General features: G+C 71.0%; 16 protein-coding genes and 1 pseudogene. 5 read left to right on the top strand and 12 right to left on the bottom strand.

The features are described 5' to 3' along the window. Positions 1-305 precede the first annotated feature (305 nt). Positions 306-1,742, top strand: coding sequence for a GuaB1 family IMP dehydrogenase-related protein (locus O7553_RS02690; RefSeq protein WP_281553312.1), 1,437 nt, complete (start codon positions 306-308; stop codon positions 1,740-1,742). A 53-nt stretch (positions 1,743-1,795) separates the two neighbouring features. Here O7553_RS02690 and O7553_RS02685 read toward each other — a convergent pair whose 3' ends face one another. The 8 genes and pseudogenes from O7553_RS02685 to O7553_RS02650 all read right to left on the bottom strand — a co-directional run bounded on the left by O7553_RS02685 (position 1,796) and on the right by O7553_RS02650 (position 7,823). After that, the gene (locus tag O7553_RS02685; RefSeq protein WP_281553311.1) at positions 1,796-2,041 is read right to left on the bottom strand and encodes a transglutaminase family protein; all 246 of its coding nucleotides are present in this window, start codon (positions 2,039-2,041) and stop codon (positions 1,796-1,798) included. A 53-nt stretch (positions 2,042-2,094) separates the two neighbouring features. Beyond that, positions 2,095-2,238 (bottom strand): annotated as a pseudogene (locus O7553_RS02680) (alpha-E domain-containing protein); the annotation flags it as partial. Then, positions 2,199-3,356, bottom strand: a complete 1,158-nt coding sequence (locus tag O7553_RS02675) for a circularly permuted type 2 ATP-grasp protein (RefSeq protein ID WP_281553310.1) — start codon at positions 3,354-3,356, stop codon at positions 2,199-2,201. The pseudogene O7553_RS02680 and the gene O7553_RS02675, both read right to left, overlap by 40 nt. Continuing rightward, positions 3,317-3,598 (bottom strand): hypothetical protein, encoded by a 282-nt coding sequence (locus tag O7553_RS02670; protein WP_281553309.1) that lies wholly within the window; start codon positions 3,596-3,598, stop codon positions 3,317-3,319. Before O7553_RS02670 ends, O7553_RS02675 begins: the two co-directional genes overlap by 40 nt. A 173-nt stretch (positions 3,599-3,771) precedes the next feature. Then, positions 3,772-4,065: a type II toxin-antitoxin system RelE/ParE family toxin gene (locus O7553_RS02665; RefSeq protein ID WP_281553308.1), complete on the bottom strand. Its 294-nt coding sequence runs from the start codon at positions 4,063-4,065 to the stop codon at positions 3,772-3,774. Then, complete coding sequence (locus O7553_RS02660; protein WP_281553307.1) at positions 4,062-4,352, bottom strand: type II toxin-antitoxin system Phd/YefM family antitoxin; 291 nt, start codon at positions 4,350-4,352, stop codon at positions 4,062-4,064. Before O7553_RS02660 ends, O7553_RS02665 begins: the two co-directional genes overlap by 4 nt. A 603-nt stretch (positions 4,353-4,955) precedes the next feature. Beyond that, the gene (locus O7553_RS02655; protein WP_281553306.1) at positions 4,956-6,086 is read right to left on the bottom strand and encodes a helix-turn-helix transcriptional regulator; all 1,131 of its coding nucleotides are present in this window, start codon (positions 6,084-6,086) and stop codon (positions 4,956-4,958) included. 333 nt (positions 6,087-6,419) lie between these two features. Next, entirely contained in the window at positions 6,420-7,823 is a 1,404-nt protein-coding gene (locus tag O7553_RS02650) for an NAD(P)H-quinone dehydrogenase (protein WP_281553305.1), read from the bottom strand. Between the two features lie 133 nt (positions 7,824-7,956). On the opposite strand from O7553_RS02650, the gene O7553_RS02645 reads away from it, so the two are divergent. Then, positions 7,957-8,412, top strand: coding sequence for a gamma-glutamylcyclotransferase family protein (locus tag O7553_RS02645; RefSeq protein WP_281553304.1), 456 nt, complete (start codon positions 7,957-7,959; stop codon positions 8,410-8,412). Positions 8,413-8,457: 45 nt separating this feature from the next. Here the strand turns inward: O7553_RS02645 and O7553_RS02640 are convergent, their stop codons facing one another. From O7553_RS02640 to O7553_RS02630, 3 genes are read right to left on the bottom strand one after another with little or no spacing between them, the layout of a single operon-like run. After that, entirely contained in the window at positions 8,458-9,216 is a 759-nt protein-coding gene (locus O7553_RS02640) for a hypothetical protein (protein ID WP_281553303.1), read from the bottom strand. A 54-nt stretch (positions 9,217-9,270) separates the two neighbouring features. Continuing rightward, the gene (locus O7553_RS02635) at positions 9,271-10,209 is read right to left on the bottom strand and encodes a hypothetical protein (RefSeq protein WP_281553302.1); all 939 of its coding nucleotides are present in this window, start codon (positions 10,207-10,209) and stop codon (positions 9,271-9,273) included. Positions 10,210-10,220: 11 nt separating this feature from the next. Then, entirely contained in the window at positions 10,221-10,850 is a 630-nt protein-coding gene (locus tag O7553_RS02630; protein ID WP_281553301.1) for an MBL fold metallo-hydrolase, read from the bottom strand. Positions 10,851-10,977: 127 nt separating this feature from the next. Between O7553_RS02630 and O7553_RS02625 the strand changes: the two genes are divergently transcribed. Beyond that, positions 10,978-12,084 (top strand): DUF4349 domain-containing protein, encoded by a 1,107-nt coding sequence (locus tag O7553_RS02625; RefSeq protein ID WP_281553300.1) that lies wholly within the window; start codon positions 10,978-10,980, stop codon positions 12,082-12,084. A gap of 8 nt (positions 12,085-12,092) precedes the next feature. Here the strand turns inward: O7553_RS02625 and O7553_RS02620 are convergent, their stop codons facing one another. After that, positions 12,093-13,352: an amidohydrolase gene (locus O7553_RS02620; RefSeq protein WP_281553299.1), complete on the bottom strand. Its 1,260-nt coding sequence runs from the start codon at positions 13,350-13,352 to the stop codon at positions 12,093-12,095. A 472-nt stretch (positions 13,353-13,824) separates the two neighbouring features. Between O7553_RS02620 and O7553_RS02615 the strand changes: the two genes are divergently transcribed. Both O7553_RS02615 and O7553_RS02610 read left to right on the top strand, forming a co-directional pair. Continuing rightward, the gene (locus O7553_RS02615; RefSeq protein WP_281553298.1) at positions 13,825-15,879 is read left to right on the top strand and encodes a serine/threonine-protein kinase; all 2,055 of its coding nucleotides are present in this window, start codon (positions 13,825-13,827) and stop codon (positions 15,877-15,879) included. Between the two features lie 666 nt (positions 15,880-16,545). Next, the gene (locus O7553_RS02610) at positions 16,546-18,270 is read left to right on the top strand and encodes a phospho-sugar mutase (RefSeq protein WP_281553297.1); all 1,725 of its coding nucleotides are present in this window, start codon (positions 16,546-16,548) and stop codon (positions 18,268-18,270) included. Positions 18,271-18,317 lie beyond the last annotated feature (47 nt).

Here is an 18,317-nt window from a genome sequence, read left to right as displayed (position 1 = left end):
ACCGAACGAACGTCCCCGCTGTCCTCAAGCGACGCCGACGGTGAACAGCACGACTCGCAGACATCAGCGGCTACCTCTTCCCACCTCGATACATTCGGTCGCACAGCGGTCGACCGTCAGGAATCATCTTTGGAGGACGATGCCGGAACTTGAGGGAATGCTGAGGATCGCCTGGGGGTTCGCTTTCAGAAGTTCTGAGGAAACGTCTCCGGCTCTTGATCGCCAGGGCATGACCTGGACCTGCTGCGCTCGCGATCGGCTCCGGAACCGCCGCGCCGGGATGCCCGGGAGGGCATGATGGCCGGGTGCGGTTCACTTCCGACGTGCCCGGCGGGCACGAGCTCACCTACAACGACGTCTTCCTGGTGCCCAACCGTTCCGACGTGGCGTCCCGCCTCGATGTCGATCTGGCCACCACGGACGGCACCGGCACCACCGTCCCGATCGTCGCCGCCAACATGACCGCGGTGGCCGGCCGGCGGATGGCCGAGACCGTCGCCCGGCGGGGCGGCCTGGCGGTGATCCCGCAGGACATCCCGATCGAGGTGATCGCCGAGGTGGTCGCCTGGGTCAAGCGGCGGCACCTGGTGCACGACACGGCGTTGACCCTGGCTCCCACCGACACCGTCGGCGACGCGATCCATCTGCTGCCCAAGCGGTCCCACGGCGCGGTGATCGTGGTCGAGGCCGGGCGTCCGGTCGGCATCGTCACCGAGTCCGACTGCGCCGGCGTCGACCGCTTCGCCCAACTGCGGGACGTGATGTCCCGCGAGCCGCTGACCGTGCCGGAGACCACCGACCCGCGTACCGGATTCGACCTGATGGCGCAGGGCCGACGGCGGGCCGCGCCGGTGGTCGACGACGCCGGCCGGCTGGTCGGGGTGCTGACCCGGGCCGGCGCGCTGCGCGCCACCCTGTACCGGCCGGCAGTCGACGCCGCCGGCCGGTTGCGGGTGGCCGCCGCCGTGGGCATCAACGGCGACGTCACCGGCAAGGCCACCGCGCTGCTCTCCGCCGGGGTGGACACCATCGTGGTGGACACCGCGCACGGCCATCAGGAACGGATGCTGGCCGCGGTCCGCGCGGTGCGCAAACTGGACCCGACAGTGCCGGTGGTGGCCGGCAACGTGGTCACCGCCACCGGGGTCGACGACCTGATCGACGCCGGTGCCGACATCGTCAAGGTCGGTGTCGGGCCGGGCGCGATGTGCACCACCCGGATGATGACCGGGGTCGGCCGTCCGCAATTTTCCGCCGTGCTGGAATGCGCGTCGGCGGCCCGCCGACGCGGGCGGCACGTCTGGGCCGACGGCGGGGTGCGCCACCCCCGCGACGTGGCGCTCGCCCTAGCCGCCGGAGCGGCCAACGTGATGATCGGGTCCTGGTTCGCCGGCACCTACGAGTCGCCCGGCGACATCTACACCGACCCGGACGGCCGACGCTACAAGGAAAGCTTCGGCATGGCGTCCGCCCGGGCGGTCAGCGCCCGCACCGCCGACGACAGCCCGTTCGAGCGGGCCCGCAAGGCGGTCTTCGAAGAAGGGATCTCGTCGGCGCGGATGTTCCTCGACCCGGCCCGACCCGGCGTCGAGGACCTGATCGACGAGATCGTCGCCGGGGTACGCAGTGCCTGCACCTACGTCGGGGCCGCGACCCTGGCCGAGTTCCACGACCGGGCGGTCGTCGGGTTGCAGAGCACCGCCGGCTACACCGAAGGCTTGCCGGTGGCCGGCAGCTGGTGAGCGAAGCCCGGTCGGTGCGCGAAGTCCAGTCGGTCGGTGCGCGAGGTCGCGGTTCAGCGCAGCCGGGTGATCGCCACCTCGACGCCCTGGCCGGTGTTCGCCGGGCCGGCGTACACCCCTTTGAGTGGTGGCACGTCGCCGTACTCCCGGCCCCGGCCGACCGCCACGTGCCGTTCGCCGACCGGGATCCCGTTGGTCGGGTCGAACGCCGTCCACCGGCCGGCCCACCACTCCACCCAGGCGTGGCTCTGCCCGTCGAGCAGGTCCCCCGGAGGCAGGGTCTCCACCGTGGAGAGCACTCCCACATCTCCGACGAGATCGTCTCAAGGGCGCCACGGACGTTCTCCCGGGCGGCGGCCAGTGACCCGACGACCGAACTGGCGCTGCGTCCGTCGAGGCCGAGCAGCCCGACGAGCCGCGCCGATGACACCGGCTGGTCGTCGACGTCGACGCCCATCACGCCGAGCAGCGACCGGCAGGCGGTCTCCTCGGCCACCCCCGGATCAGAGATGATCCGGTGCAGGTGTACGTCGAGGGTGCGTGAGGTGTCCTTGGATCCACCGCCCTGGCTGGAGTTGACCACCACGCCACCCGGGTCAGGCCGCCGGGCAGTACCCAGACCCGGTCGCCGTCGTTGACCGCGAACGGGCGCAGGTCGACGTGCCGGGCCCGCAGCCGGTTGCCGATCAGCGTCGGCACCATCGACAGGGCCACCTCGCGCTGGGCGATCCAGCCACGGGGGTCGATCAGGATCCGCTCCCGGACCTGAGCCAGCTGCTCGTCACTGGCCTGGGAACCGATCACGATGCCGGCGCCGCCGGAGCCGTCGACCGGCTTGAGCACCAGCTGATCGAGCCGGTCGAGGACGTGGTCGAGCACGTCCGGGCCGTCGTCGAGGCGGTACGTCTCGACGTTCGGCAGGATCGGTTCCTCGGCCAGGTAGTAGCGGATCAGCTCCGGCACGTACGTGTAGAGCAGCTTGTCGTCGGCGACACCGTTGCCGACCGCGTTGGCGATGGTGACCCGGCCGGCACGGGCCGCGTTGAGCAGCCCGGCGACGCCGAGCACCGAGTCGGCCCGGAAGTGCACCGGGTCGAGGAAGTCGTCGTCGATCCGCCGGTAGATCACATCGACCCGCTGCTTACCGCCGGTGGTGCGCATCGCCACCTCGTTGCCGACGCAGACCAGGTCGCGCCCTTCGACCAGCTCGACGCCCATCTCCCGGGCCAGCAGCGCGTGCTCGAAGTAGGCCGAGTTGTGCACCCCGGGGGTGAGCACCACCACCGTCGGGTCGACGACGCCCGCCGGCGCGGCGGCCCGCAGCGCCCGCAGCAGTTGCGCCGGATAGGACTCCACCGGCTGGATCCGGGTCGAGGCGAAGACCTCCGGCAGTACGTTGGCCATCGCCCGCCGGTTCTCCATCACGTAACTGACCCCGGACGGCACCCGTACGTTGTCCTCCAAGACCCGGAAGGTGCCCTGCTCGTCGCGGATCAGGTCGACTCCGGCGACATGGATGCGCACCCCGTTGTGCGGCATGATGCCGGCCGCCTCGCGGTGGAAGTGGGCGCTGGTCACCACCAGCCGGCGGGGTACCACGCCGTCGGCAAGCACCCGGGCCGGACCGTGGATGTCGGCGAGGAACGCCTCCAACGCGCGTACCCGCTGAGCGCGAAGGTGATGCCCTGGTCGAGAAAGGCCCGGGCGAGGACGTCGGCGCGTACCTCCAGCTCGGCGCTGGACAGGGGCTGCAGAGTGGCGTGCAGGGCCTCGTAGGTCTGTCGCGGCATGCCCGGCTCGCCGAACATCTCGTCCCAGCCGGGGCCGAGGTGGTAGTCCTCGAACAGATCGGCCATCGGCCAGCCCCGCCCTTCATCCGACGACTGCGGTCTGCTCCCTGTCCCCGATGGTTATCACACCTGCCTGCATCACACCACGGAGCGCGGCCGCCTGCATCTTCACGGTTCCCGCACGGTACGCGTTGCTCGTTGCGTACGAGTAACGCGACCGGACGTGTCCGTCGCGCCGGTCAGCGCGACCGGTAGGCATCGCCACGATGCTCGACGGCGGTGACCGTGACCACGTACCGCTCATCATCGATCTCGTAGAGGACCCGGTAGGCGCCGCGTCGGGCCGACCAGGTCCCTTCGTAGGGCGGGAGCATCAGCGGTTCACCGAGCCGGTGTGGGTTGTTGATCAACACAGTGGTGACGAACTCGTAGACGGCTGTCGCGACCTTCTCCGGCAGCCGCCCGGCAAGGGCACGGGCCGCCGGTCCGGCGATACGGATCTGATAGGGCCGCTGGTCCGAGGGCTGACTCACTGGTCACGAGATGACGGAGCCCGGCTGGCCATCAGCGCGGCCACCTGGCTGGCATCCAGTACGTCACCGGCCGCGATGGCCGCCCGGGACTCGGCGAGCTGGCGCATGGCCTCCGGGCTGGAAAGTACGTCCAGAGTCTCCTCCAGCGCGGCGAGATCGTCCGGAGAGATGAGAACCGCGACCGGGCGTCCATGGCGCGTAATCTCGATGCGCTCGTGGGTACGTTCGACTTCCTCGATCAGCTCCGACAGCCTGTTGCGGGCATCAGTGAACGGCATGATCGCCATGTCGTCAGCCTAGCAGAACTGGCGCGAATTCTGTACAGTTTCCGACCTCTCCAGGGGGCGACGAACTACGCAGCGTCACCTCGCTGGGTCGAGTTGTCCGACCGAGCCTGATGCCACAGGTGCATCTTGATGCACCTGTGGCATCAGGCATAAAAACACCATGGGTCTGGCGGCACCGAAAGGTCCGGCAGCCCCGTCGCAGTCGATCAGATCGTGCGCTGCGGCTCAGATCGACCGTCGGATGCGGCGGTACTCGGCGGCGGCCAGCGTCATGCGCTTGCACCGCGCCGGCCGCCGCTTCGTCGAGGTCCCGGTCGGTGACCGGCCCGTCGTCCATCGCGGTCACCGCCCCACCCCGCCGGTCACGACAGGTAGTACCGGCCGCCGTTGCCGCCCCGCCGGTCGGCCCGGTCGGCACGGGGGAACCCGGCCAGACCGCCGCCGATCTGGGGCCCGGCCCCGCGGATCCCACGCGAGGGCATTCGCGGGGTACCGAGCAGGACCGGGCCGTACGGGCCGCACGCCCTGCGGCGCTCCAGCGCAGCTACACGACCCGCACGTAGAGTGCCGGCCACGACGCGTGGCGGTCTACCGATCGCACCGTTACGCGGACGGTGCGGACAGAGCGCGGACACCTGCGGACGCCCTGGCGGCGAGGCGGTCGTCCCCTGTGGTGGCCGCTACCGAGGCAGCCTCGGTGTACGCCTGCTCCGCCGCTCGACGGTCGCCGATGTGTGCGTGGGCATCGCCGAGGTCACACAGGTGTGCGCCGGACCAACCGGGCCGCCGCCGGTCCGGCGCGAGGCCGGTGGCAAGCAGTTCGACGGCCTTCTCGGCGTAGCCCGGATGGCCGGCGTCGGCGAGGTGCAGGAGGACGACGCCCTTCTGTACCAGGAAGAACGCGCCGGTATGAAAGTAGTTCCAGGGCGGCACCGGACGCTCGAACTGCCGGGTAGCGTGCTCGGCGGACCGGTCCAGGACGCCGAGCACTGCGCTGGGCCGATGCCCGCAGGAGGCCATACCGCGCGCCTCCTGACCGGCACTGCACGCCAGCTGGCCAGGGTGGACACCCGGCTGGCGCTGCGCGGCCTGCGACAGCGAGATCATCGCGCCAACCTGGCCCTGATGCTCGGCGGCGTAGCCACGGAAGCTCAGGATCGTGGCGGCGAGGTCGGTGTCTCCGGTCTCGGCGGTCCACGCGAGCCCGGCAGCCCACGTCCGCTCAGCTCCGGCGGCGTCGCCCACTGCTGCGTACAACCAGCCAACGAACTGCGCCCACTGCCCCGCGACGTCGACCAGGGCGCGCCGGTTCGCGTCGGCGGCGTCGCGGACGAGGCCCGTGATGACGTCGAGCTGCATCGCGGCCGCCGGGAGCACCGAGCCCGAGCCGACCGCGTCGTCCAGTCGCCGCTGGGCCGCGAGCAGATCGGCGAGTGCCGCAATTCCGCCTGCGCTGATCTGGTTGGTGCGGCTCGCGTGGTGCAGCCGGGCGACCTGGTCGCCGTCGAGCACCGTGGCCGGTGTGTGGATCATCGCGGTGAGCCGCCCTCCGGCCTTGAGCGCGTCGTCGAGACGCGCAAGCAGCTCGGGCGGTGGCTTTCGGCGGCTCTGCTCGATGTCGTGCAAATGTGACCGGCTGGAGTAGACGATCCGGGCGAGGTCACGTAGTGACAGGCCTGCCTGCTCCCGTAGCGCCCGCAGTGTCGCGGGTAGACGCGGGTCGACGACGCGCACAGAGTCCCTCCCACACGGATGTTGACGGCTGGCCACTGCACCGGCCAGCGCCCTCATCGCGACGGTACGCCGGACCGGCCACCACGGCTATGCTGCTCGGCAGGGGTCGGCCTGCACATCGGCCCCCCGGCGTATCGCCACGCGACGGGGGCTCGCCCTCGCCAGTTCGACCAGCACCGCGAGGCGGAGGCGGGCTGCCGGCACGGGACCTGCCGGCAGCCCGGGCGTCGTCCGCGACCACCGGGAACGGGGGATCCGGGGGTAGCAGATGTTGCCGTGTCAACCGTACGCCTTCCTGGCCGATCCGCGCCGCCCCCGAAAGTTCCTAGTCAATCACTCTTCGTCATGCCACATGAGCTGACGTGCGGCTTCGGCGACTGATCCGGACAACGAAGGATAAATTGTGATTGTGTGCGCCAACTGGCTCACCGTCATATGGTTCTCCACCGCGACGGTGATCGGCATGATCAGCTCGCTGGCCTTGGGGGCCACCACCACCCCGCCGATGATCTGCCCGCTGGCCGGGCGGCAGAACAGCTTGACAAAGCCGTCCCGCAGGTCGGCCATCTTCGCCCGGGCGTTGCCGGCCAGCGGCAGCATCACCTGCCGGGCCTGCACCCGCCCGTCGTCCACCTCGTCCTGGGACACTCCGACGGTGGCCAACTCCGGATCGGTGAAGACGTTCGCCGCGACGGTACGCAGCCGCAGCGGCACCACCGCCTCGCCCAGCGCGTGCCACATCGCGATCCGGCCCTGCATCGCCGCGACGCTGGCCAGCGGCAGTACCCCGGTGCAGTCGCCGGCGGCGTAGATGCCCGGCACGTTGGTACGCGACACCCGGTCCACCGGCACATGCCCGCTGTCCGCGACCGTCACCCCGTACTCGGCGAGCCCCAGGTCCGCCGTGTTCGGCACCGAGCCGACCGCGATCAGCGCGTGCGAGGCGGTCACCGTACGGCCGTCGCTGAGCCGTACCTCGACCCCGTCTCCGACCCGGGTGACCGCGTCGGCGCGCGAGTTGTTCAGAATCGTCATGCCCCGGGTCCGGAACACCTGCTCGATCGCCATCGCCGCGTCGGCGTCCTCGTGCGGCATCACCCGGTCCCGGCTGGAGACGAGGGTCACCGGCACCCCCATCGCCAGGTACGCGCTGGCGAATTCGGCACCGGTCACGCCGGAGCCGACCACCACCAGGTGCTCCGGCAGCGCCGGCAGGTCGTACACCTGCCGCCAGGTCAGGATGCGTTCGCCGTCGGGCACGGCGGTGGGCAGCTGCCGGGGCGTGGCGCCGGTGGCGACCAGTACGGTCGACGCCTCGATCGGGTACTCAGCGTCACCGTTGTCGGGGCTGACGAGTACCCGGTGGGTGTGACCGAGCGTGTCCTCACCGAGCCTGGCGGTGCCGGCGACGAATGTCACACCGGCCTTGACGAGTTTGCTGTGCACGTCGGCCGACTGGGCCAGCGCGAGCCGCTTGACTCGGGCGTGCACGGCGGTCGCGTCGACGGTGACCGCCTCCAGCCCGTCGGAGTCGATGCCGAACTCCTCGGTGTCCCGGTACCCGGTGACCACCTCTGAGCTGGCGATGAAGGTCTTGGACGGGACGCAGTCGGACAGCACGCAGGCGCCGCCGGCCCCGTCCGCCTCGACCACCGTGACGTCGGCCCGCAGCTGCGCCGCGACCAACGCCGCCTCGTAGCCGGCCGGGCCACCGCCGATTATCACTATCCGCTTCAAAACGACTCTCTCCCCAAACTCGAACTTATGCTGGCAAACCACCCGGCTGACTGCAGCCGCCGACCGGTTGCCCGACACGCGACACGCTCACTCGTATTCTCCCCCACCCCTCCGCCGGGCTATCGTCATCGCCGTGCGTCACTACGCCGCGTATGGCTCAAACCTCGACCCTGCTCGAATGCGTGCTTACTGTCCGCATTCGCCGATGGTGGGCACCGGCTGGCTGGAAGGCTGGCGGCTCACCTTCGCCGGTGAGGGGGTGATCGGCTGGGAGGGAGCGGTCACCACCATCGTGGAGTCGCCCGGCGACCGGGTCTTCGTCGCACTCTACGACGTGCACCCGTGGGACGCCGCGCAGCTCGACGAGGTCGAGGGCGCGTTGTCCGGCACCTACCGGCGGCTGACCGTCCGGGCGGTCACCCTGGACGGCGCGGCCACCGCCTGGGTCTACGTCTTCGACGGGTACGAAGGCGGGCTGCCCACCGCCTGGTACCTGTCGGAGATCGCCAACGCCGCCGAGAAGGCCGGCGCGCCGGACGACTACGTCGCCGAGCTACGAAAGCGACCCACCCGTACCGCCACCGCCTGACCTGCCTACCGCCGGCCGAGCAGCAGGACGCCGGCCGTACGCTCGTCAGTCGGCCGGCCGACCGGTCGCCGGCCGTACGTGGGACAGCGCAGCGTGCAGCAACTCGACGAGTTCCCGCCGCTGCTCGGCACGCAGCGCGGCGAACGCCTGACCGGTGATCCGGTTGGTAACCCGGTCCGCCCACAACCGGCGGCGGATCAGCGGGCCGACCGGCGGCCACGGCGGCGACCACCCGGCCGCGACCGCGGCCTTCGTCCCGTCCGGGCCGCCCATCAGCGCCTCCACCGGCGTCAGCCCGGCCACCCGTACCGCCATCAGGTGTGCCCCGGAGCGGTGCTCGCCGAGCAGTCGTACCGCGACGGCGGCCCGCGCCCCGGCCGCGTCGTCCGGCCGGGGCATCGCCCGCCAGGCGGCGAACAGCGGCATCGCGGTCGCGTCCGCCGCCCCCACCACCGCCTCGGCCAGCTCGACCAGCCGGTCCACCTGCGGACAGTCGCCGAGCTGCTCGACACCCCACCGGCAGCATTCGGCCATGCTCACCGCCGCCACCCCGGTCGGGTCGGTCACCGCGCTGGCAGCCTGCCAGCCGTCGGCCACCGCGTCGGCGGCGATGAACCCGAGCGCGGCCGCGACCGTTTCGGCCGGTACGCCGCCGAGCACCCCGGCCCGGCCGGCGATGTGGAACGCCCAGCCGCTGAGCCCCAGTTGGCGCGCCCGGCTCAACGTGCGCGGACACTCCTGGTACGCCGTACTCAACTCGTGCAGGCTGCGCCGGCACGCGCCGGCCGCCTGATCGGGAATCACCGCGTCATCGCCTTTCGCCCACCCGCCCGGCCGGTCACCGCCACCGACTTTCCGTCAGCGGTCGGTCTGCGGCCCGGGCAGGTCCTCCAGCGCGGCTGCCACGTCGCCGGCGTACCGTCGGGCGGCGACGGCTGCCCGTTCCGCAGTCTTGCGCGCCACCTTACGACGGGCATGCTCCCGCTCGGCTGCTGAGCGTCGCCGTTCCCATTCGGCCAGTTGACGCTGCGCCTCGGCGACGGCGTCGGCCGCGTCCTGCTCGGCGGCGACGGCCCGGTCGAGTTCGGTGCGGGCGGCCCGCTGGCCGGCCTCGGCTTTGTCCAGCTCGTCGACCAACCGCTGCCGGCGGGCGGCCCGCGCGCGAGCAGCCTTGTCCGCCGCCCGAGCGGCCTTGTCCGCCGCCCGAGCGGCCTTGTCCGCCGCCCGAGCGGGCTCGGCCACTCGGGTCGGCTCATCGGCGGCGGCCACCCCGTCGTCCGGGCCGACCAGCCGCAACCGGGGCCGCGGGACCTCGCCGAAACCGGCGTAGTCGACCGCACGGACCAGCCGGCCGGATCGCACCTGGGCGGCGATCTCCTCGTCGGCGAGGGCAGCGGACAGGGTCGCCTCGACCTCGCCCAACGGCAGCTTCGTCGACGCCAGCGCCGGGTCCTCGGCGACGGCCAGCTCCCGGCACTCGGCCACCAGCCCGTCGACCAGCGCCCGCCGCCGGGTCGACAGCTCGCGCAGGGCGGGACCCCGCAGGTCCCGCTGGGCGGCGCGCAACTGACCGGAGAGCTCCACCAGGCCGTCGAGCAGGTCGGCGCGGCGCAGCGCGAGCAGGTTGACCAGCCAGGCGGCCACTGTCGGTTTGCGGAGCTTGCCGATGGCCCGGGCGGTGTCCGGTTCGCTGCCCCGGGCGGCCGAGACGGCCTCGGTACGGGCCGCGACGAACCGCGCCGGCGGTACGGCGTACAGCCGTCGCACCACCTCGGCGGGTACTACGCTGCCGGTCACGGCGGCCCGGCTCAGCGGGCCGGGGTGCCGGCCGGCAGCCGGGCGTAGTCGCAGCCGGCCAGCTTGGTCATGTTGCTGTCGGTGACCTTGTGCCCGGCGTCGTTGAGCAGCCCGTCGTGCAGGGCGAGCGCCCGGCGCGGGGCCACTGCGCGGACGAACTCGACCGCCTCGGAGAGCTTCAGCCAGGGCGCGGAGACCGGCACGAACAGGGTGTCCACCTCGGCGTCGGTCGGCACGTCGAACGAGTCACCCGGATGGTAGACCGAGTCGGCGATCAGGAAGCCGAGGTTGGGCACCCGGGGCAGGTCGGGGTGGATCTCAGCGTGCCATCCCCCGTACGCCCGGACCGGGATACCGGCGGCCTCGAAGCGCTCCCCGGACTCGACCGCGGTCGCCACCTCGCCGAGCCCGTCCAGCTTGGACACCACCGATGGATGAGTGTGGATGGTCACCGAGGGTCGTCGAGCGAGCGCGTCGGTCAGCTGGCCGACGTCGAGGTGGTCGAAGTGCTCGTGGGTGACGAGGACCGCGTCGACGCCGTCGAGCGCGGCCGGCTCGCTGAACGCGCCCGGGTCGATCACCAGCACCGCGCCGTCGTGTTCCACCCGTACGCAGGAATGCCCGAACTTCATCAGTCGCACCGTGACCCCCTGTGAGCCGAATCGTGATCTGCCGCCTCGCAGTCTGCCGGAACCGGCCGGCTCGCGCCGCGCGTCTGAACGACACCTGGCGAACCCGTATGACGATTCCGAGGAGCACCCCTTGACTGTGAAGAACGCAAGACGAGGCCGGTGGCGCACCGGTGGCCGGCGCGGCGCGGCGACCGGCACGGCGGCCCTGCTCGCCCTGCTGATCCTGACCGGCTGCTCAGGATCGGAGGACTCCGGTGTCAGCAGCTCCGCCGACATGCCGCAGCGGGCCGAACCGGCCCCGGCGGGTGGCGCGCCTGGCGACGGCGGACTGACCGGCGGGGACGACGCGGGCGGCGAGGAGGCGGCCGGTGCGGACTCGGCCGGCGGCGCTGAGCGGGGCGGCCAGGCCGACCGGCCGGACGGGACCTCACCGGTCGACCTGGCGGTGGGCAACCGGTCGATCATCTACTCCGGGTCGATCACCGTACGGGTGACCGATGTGCCGGCGAAGGCCGGCGAGGCGGCGACGATCGCGACCTCGGTCGGCGGGTTCGTCGGGCGAGACCAACGCTCCGAGTACGAGTCGTACGGCCGGGCCACGCTGGAGCTGCGGGTGCCGGCGGAGCAGTTCGACCAGGTCGTCGACCGGCTGTCCCGCCTCGGCGAGGAGGTCAGCCGGGAGTTGACCACCCAGGACGTCACCGAGGAGGTGCTGGACCTGGACGCCCGGATCACCACCCAGCAGGCCCGGGTGCGCAGCGGCCGGGCGCTGCTGGCCGAGGCGGAGACCCTGGCCGATCTGGTGATGCTGGAGTCGGAGCTGGCCAAGCGGGAGGCGGACCTGGCGTCGTTGGAGGCCCGCAAACGTGGCCTGGACGACCTGGTGACGCTGTCGCGGATCACCGTCGAGCTGATCGGCCCGGACGCGACGCCACCGGTCGACGACGAGTCGGAGCTGGGTTTCCTGGCCGGGTTGGGGGCCGGTTGGCGGGCGTTCGTCGGGTCGATGCAGGTGCTGGTCACCGTGGTCGGCGCGCTGCTGCCGTGGCTGATCGCACTCGGCGTACCCGCGTTGGGGGTGTTCTGGCTGGTGCGGACGTCGCGGGGCCGGTCCCGGCCGGTTCCGGCCGCCACCGCACCCGCCGGCGGCGCACCGGTGCCGGCACCGCGAGGTGACCACGACGGTACGGAAGGTGACCGCACGGACGACGACCGGGTCGCCGGCGACGCGACGGCCGGCTGATCCGCCGGTCAGTCGGCCGCGGCCAGCTGCAGCACGGTGTGGACGAGCAGGCGGACGCCGACGGCGATCGCCCGCTCGTCCACGTCGAACGAGGCGCGGTGCAGGTCGCTGCCGGCCTCGGCGCGGCCGACTCCGAGCCGGGCCAGGGCACCCGGCACGTACTCCAGGTACCAGGAGAAGTCCTCGCCACCCATGCTCTGCGGGGTGTCTGCGACGGCGGCGGGGCCGAGGGCCGCTGCGGTGGCGGCGGTGAGCGCGCCGATCGCGGCGGCATCGTTGATCACCGGTGGTCGACCACGCAGATACTCGATGTCGACCGTCGCGCCGGTCGGGGCGACCACTTCCCGGATGATCTGGGTGACGATGTCCGGTGCGGCGTCCCAGGTCGGCCGGTCCAGCACCCGCAAGGTGCCGGCGGCGCTGGCCTCGTTGGGGATCACGTTGTACTGGGTGCCGGCGGACGCCTGACCGAAGACCAGCAGCAGGCCGGCGTTGGCCGGCACCCGCCGGTTGACCAGCGCGGGCACCTCGGTGACCAGCCGGCCCAGGGCGTTGACCAGGTCGACGGTCAGGTGCGGGCGGGCGGTGTGACCGCCCGGACCGGACAGCCGCACGCTGATGTTGTCCGCCGCTGCGGTGATCGGGCCGACCCGCAGCCCGACCCGGCCGACCGGCAGGTTCGGGTCGCAGTGCAGCGCGAAGATCTGGGTGACGTCCTCGAGCCCGCCCGCCGCGACGACCTCCAGCGAGCCGCAGGGCAGGATCTCCTCCGCCGGTTGGAAGATCAGCCGGACCCGCTGGCGCAGTTCGCCCCGGTCGGCGAGCTGCGCGAGCAGCATCGCCACGCCGAGCAGCACGGTCGTGTGCACGTCGTGCCCGCAGGCGTGGCAGACGCCCGGCACGGTCGACCGGTACGGCACGTCCTTGACGTCGGCCAGCGGCAGCGCGTCGATGTCGGCGCGCAGCGCGACCACCGGGCCGTCAGCGGGGCCGGCGTCGATGTCGCAGATGACGCCGTTGCCCTTGGGCAGCAGCCGGGCGGTGAGCCCCATCCTGGTGAGCTGGTTGGCGATGAACGCGGCCGTCTCGAACTCGTGGCCGGACAGCTCCGGGTGGGCGTGCAGGTGCCGCCGGATCGCGGTCAACTGCCGCCCGCGGGCATCGAGCAACTGGTCCAGCCCGGCCGGCAGGGGTTGGGCACCTGGCAGTGGATCGGGCCAGGACGACGCCATCTCGCTGCCGGTGGGCAACGTCAACGCACTCGTCACGTCAGATTCTCGATCACTGTGGATGGGATGGGACTCCGACAGCCTAGACCGGGGACGGTAACGCTGCGCAACGTCATTCGGGTAGTGGCCGCATCGCGTATTGTCATGGAATGCCTGGTAGAGGCGATCGGACCGCTGCGGTCCGCCCCGAATGTCACCATCGTAGGCAGCCATGGGTCCCACACCTCCTACGCCGAGTAACGAGCCACGTAGCGACCCGGCTGCCGGTTCGACCGAAAACTGACAGATATCTGACTGTCGCGACACCCCCCAGTCCGGGCGTGCCATCTGATAACGACACCGTGACGGGTTGCGCACCTAGAGTCCGATCCGGTGTACATTGGGCTACCACACAACGACACAGAGTGGACTTCTCACCAACCTCGGCGCGTAGCTTTCGTTCCGCCGAGCGACCCAGCAAGATAGAGGGGTTGGTTCCCCGGCCCCTCAATTTCTCTCGGCGGCATTTCCTGTGACTCAGATTCCGACGTGGAGTGGCGGACCAGTCAGCTCTACCAGCGCACGAGCGGCACCCGGCGCCACCATCGGTGGCCGGTACTCGCTGCGTGCCGCGGTCGGGCACGGTGGCATGGGCACCGTCTGGCGCGCCACCGACACCCTGCTCCGACGCGACGTGGCGGTCAAGGAGGTCGTCCTCCCCCCGGGGCTGGCCCCCAGCGACCGCGACGCGATGTACGAACGCACCCTGCGGGAGGCCCGCGCGGCGGCCGCACTGCAGCACCCGGCCGTGGTCCAGGTCTACGACGTGGTCACCGAGGGTGGCCGCCCGTGGATCGTGATGGAGCTGCTGGACGCCCGCAGCCTCGCCGACATGGTCATCGAGGATGGCCCGGTCGCCCAGCGCGCGGTCGCCAAGATCGGCATCGCGCTGCTCGGCGCGTTGGAGGTCGCCCACGCCATCGGCGTCCTGCACCGCGACGTCAAGCCGGCCAACGTGCTGATCTGCACCGACGGTCGCTGCGTACTCACCGACTTCGGTGTCGCGCGGATGCCCACCGACGTCCAGCTCACCACGCCCGGGATGGTGCTCGGCTCGCCGCACTTCATCTCCCCGGAGCGGGCCATGGGCCAGGACTTCGGGCCGCCGAGTGATCTGTTCTCCCTCGGCGTCACGCTCTACACCGCCGTCGAGGGGCGCCCGCCCTTCGACAAGGGCGACCCGATCGAGACCATGCACGCCGTCGTCGAGGACCCGCCCGCCGCCCCGGTGCGCTCCGGCCCGCTCACCGAGGTGCTCTTCGGCCTGCTGGAGAAGGACCCGGCGCGACGCTTCGACGTACCGACCGCCCGGAGCATGCTGCGCGAACTGCTCGCCGGGCCGCTGGCCAGCAAGGCCCCGGCCAACCTGGTCACCGACCCGTACGCGGTGGTCTCGGTGCAGCGACCGCCCAGTTGGCAGCAGCAGGCCCGACCGGCGCCACCGGCGCAGCCCCAGCCGAGTGGCAAGATCGGTGGCCGGGCGATGATCGGCCCGGACGAGTCGCTCACCGACCGCCTCGCCGAGCTGCGCAAGGCCGGCCGGCAGATGCCGAGCGCGGCGCAGTGGTCCGCCGCCGGGCTGGACAACGCAAACCCGACCTCGCCGGCGGCCGGAGCGACCGCCGCGATGCCGATCAGCCAGGCCGGCGTACCCGGTCCGCGTGGGCAGCAGCCGGTTCGGCACGGCCACGGCCCGCAGAGCGGCCACGGCCAGCAGAGCGGCCACGGCCAGCAGGGCGGCCAGGGCGGTGCGCTGCTCAGCCCGACCGGGGCGATGCCGGCGCCGAGCTGGAGCGACGGGCAGCCGGGCTGGGATCAACCGGCGGCCGGTCGGCCGGCACCGGGAGGTGCCGCCACCGCCGGGGCGATGCTGGACAAGGCGATCGCCGGGCTCCGGCAGGGCACCGGCAGCGCCGTCGAGAAGGTGAAGAGCTGGGACCGGAAGGTGCAGATCGGCGCGGCGGCCGGTGCCACGCTGCTGATCCTGCTGCTGTCCGTGACGCTGTTTAGTGGCGACGACGACGCGTCGCAGACCCCGTCTATCGTTGCGCCTGTCAGCACTGAACCGCCAGGCCCATCATTCGAGACGCAGACCTACGTTGAGCGCGGCATTTCGGTTGAGGTACCCGACGGCTGGGCCAGGACAGAAGCTGGGGTCTGGGTCGATTACACCGACCCAGAGGAAAGTGGGCGTCGCGTTCGACTCCTTGTCGAGAACGCAGGTTCCTCCACTCAGCCGCTGTCTTTCCTCAGAGCCGCAGGCGACCGGTTGTCGAAAAATCGCGGCAGTTGCGATGAGCCGTATCAGGAGATCAGACTGGATGAGTCCAAGATCGCAGACCAGCCATCAGCTGAACTGGAGTACACCTGCGGCGAAGGACAGGAACAACGACACGGCATCTGGCACGCCGTGGTCGCCAACGGAAAGGCGTACTCGTTCTTCCTGACCACCCCAGACGCCCGATTCGAGGAAAGTAAGCCGATCTTCGACGAAATGGTACGAACTTTCTCTCTGACGAGCAGCTAAGTATGGACCTCCTGCCCGAGGACCGGCACCCCTTCCCCAGGGCGTACCGGTCCTCGGGCAGCGCAATCTACAAGATCTCCACCTGACCACTCACCAGGTAGTCTCCAGAGTTCTGCGAACAGAAGGCGCTTGACGTCGGCGACGAGGTCGAACTGTCAAAGACGACCTGCCCCTGATCTTGGTAGTTGTATGCCGGGATACCACCGCCACCTGGGTAGCGGCAGTTCGCAAGGGCACGCTGGAACCCATAGTCGCCCGACACGGTCATCCAACACCAACTCGCATAGAACGGAACCCCATTCAGCGTTTCACTCGTAGTGTCGCAGGAAGTAGCCAATGCCGCAGAAGTTGAGGAGGAACGCTTCCCCACCTCAGCACCCTGCCCAGCAGAGGCAGGAACAGCTAGGACTGATGCGAGAAGAAGGCCTACTGAGGCAAGCCCCGCGATCGATCCCGCATATCCCAGCATCCGGGAAGCCCTGAAACCTGCAACTCTTCGAGACATGACAAAACTCCCTACTAAGATGATCCCGCTGGCGACACCAGGCGAGGAAGTGCCATCAAGACAACAGGACAGCACGCCAAAAGATTGACTACCATTAATATGTAACATTGAAAACAACTACTCAAAGTGTCAAGACGGATACACTAACTCGGAAGTGGTTCATGTCACAGCCCGCAACCTCGCCAATTGACGGCAGCTCATCCGACTACGACGGTCCAGGTCTCCAGACTCTGCGTACCCGGGTGGTGGCCTGGCTCGGCGACGAGCCGGACCCGGCCGCCCGCGCCGAACTGCTGACCCTGCTGGACCAGCTGCCGGGCAGCGCCGCCGAGCTGGCCGACCGGTTCGCCGGGCCGTTGACGTTCGGCACCGCCGGGCTGCGCGGTCCGCTGCGGGCCGGCCCGAACGGCATGAACCTGCAGGTCGTCACCAGGGCCGCCGCCGGGCTGGTGAGCTGGTTGGCCGAGCAGGGCGGCTCCGGACCGGTGGTGATCGGCTACGACGCCCGGCACGGGTCACGGGCCTTCGCGGTGCGCACCGCCGAAGTGGTCACCGGTGCCGGGCGGGACGCCTACCTGCTGCCCCGCCCGCTGCCCACCCCGGTGCTGGCGTACGCGGTCCGCGCCCTCGACGCGGTGGCGGCAGTGATGGTCACCGCCAGCCACAACCCGCCGCAGGACAACGGCTACAAGGTCTATCTCGGCGCTCAGCTCGGCGGACCGGCCGGTGCGGGCGCGCAGATCGCCCCGCCGGCCGACCAACAGATCGAGGCGGCGATCCGGGCGGTCGGAAAGCTGGTCGACGTGCCGCTCGGCGGCCCCGGCATGACGCTGGACGACGAGATCGTCGCCGGCTACCTGCGGACCGCCGTGGCGGTGGTGGACCGGGCGACCCCCCGGGCGCTGACCGTGGCGTACACGCCGCTGCACGGCGTCGGTGGGGCGGTGCTGCGGGAGGCGTTCGTCGGTGCCGGATTCCCGGCACCGCTGGTCGTCGCCGAGCAGGCCGAGCCGGATCCGCAGTTCCCCACCGTGGCGTTTCCCAATCCGGAGGAGCCCGGCGCGATGGACCGGGTCGTCGCGCTGGCCCGGGCACACGGAGCCGACCTGGCGATCGCCAACGACCCGGACGCCGACCGGTGCGCGGTCGCGGTGCCACGCGGCGGCGACGGGTGGCGGATGCTGCGCGGCGACGAGCTGGGGGTGCTGCTCGCCGATCAGCTGATCCGGCGCGGCCGGCACGGCCGCTACGCCACCACCATCGTCTCGTCGTCGCTGCTCGGCGTGCTGTGCGCGGCGCGCGGCGAGCCGTACGCCGAGACCCTCACCGGCTTCAAGTGGATCGTCCGGGCCGGCAGTGACACCACTGACGGGGCCGAGGTGCCGCTGGTCTACGGCTACGAGGAGGCGCTCGGCTACTGCGTGGCACCCGACCGGGTACGCGACAAGGACGGCATCACCGCCGCGCTGCTGCTCGCCGAGTTGGCCGCCGAGCTCAAGGCAACCGGTCGGGGCCTGGCTGACCGGCTCGACGAACTGGCCTGCGAGTTCGGGGTGTACCAGACCGACCAGCTCGCCGTGCGGGTCGACGAGCTGAGTGAGATCGCCACCGCGATGGCGTACCTGCGGGCGAACCTGCCGACGACGCTGCTCGGCGAGCCGGTCACCGCGACGCAGGATCTGCTGCCCGACGCCGACGTGGTGATCCTGCGTACCGGCACTGCCCGTGTCGTGGTCCGTCCTTCCGGGACGGAGCCGAAGCTGAAGGCGTACCTGGAGGTGGTCCAGCCGGTGCCGGGCAGCGATCCGGCTGCGGCCCGCGAACGGGCCGATCGGGCGTTGGCACAGCTGCGGGCAGAGACATCGGCCGCCCTAAACATCGGATGATGCCCGTTTCACCCGTTAGGCGCGACCAATTCATATTGCTGATCGTT

Origin of the sequence: Solwaraspora sp. WMMA2059 (genome assembly GCF_027497315.1) — a bacterium.
Classification (GTDB): Bacteria; Actinomycetota; Actinomycetes; order Mycobacteriales; family Micromonosporaceae; genus Micromonospora_E.
The sequence above is the reverse complement of the archived record's forward strand: the minus strand, read 5'-3'. Positions and strand labels throughout refer to the sequence as shown.

Coding starts and splice junctions, on each gene's coding strand:
- O7553_RS02670 (WP_281553309.1), bottom strand. CDS start 3,598: ATGGCCGATCTGTTCGAGGACTACCACCTCGGCCCCGGCTGGGACGAG.
- O7553_RS02660 (WP_281553307.1), bottom strand. CDS start 4,352: ATGGCGATCATGCCGTTCACTGATGCCCGCAACAGGCTGTCGGAGCTG.
- O7553_RS02610 (WP_281553297.1), top strand. CDS start 16,546: ATGTCACAGCCCGCAACCTCGCCAATTGACGGCAGCTCATCCGACTAC.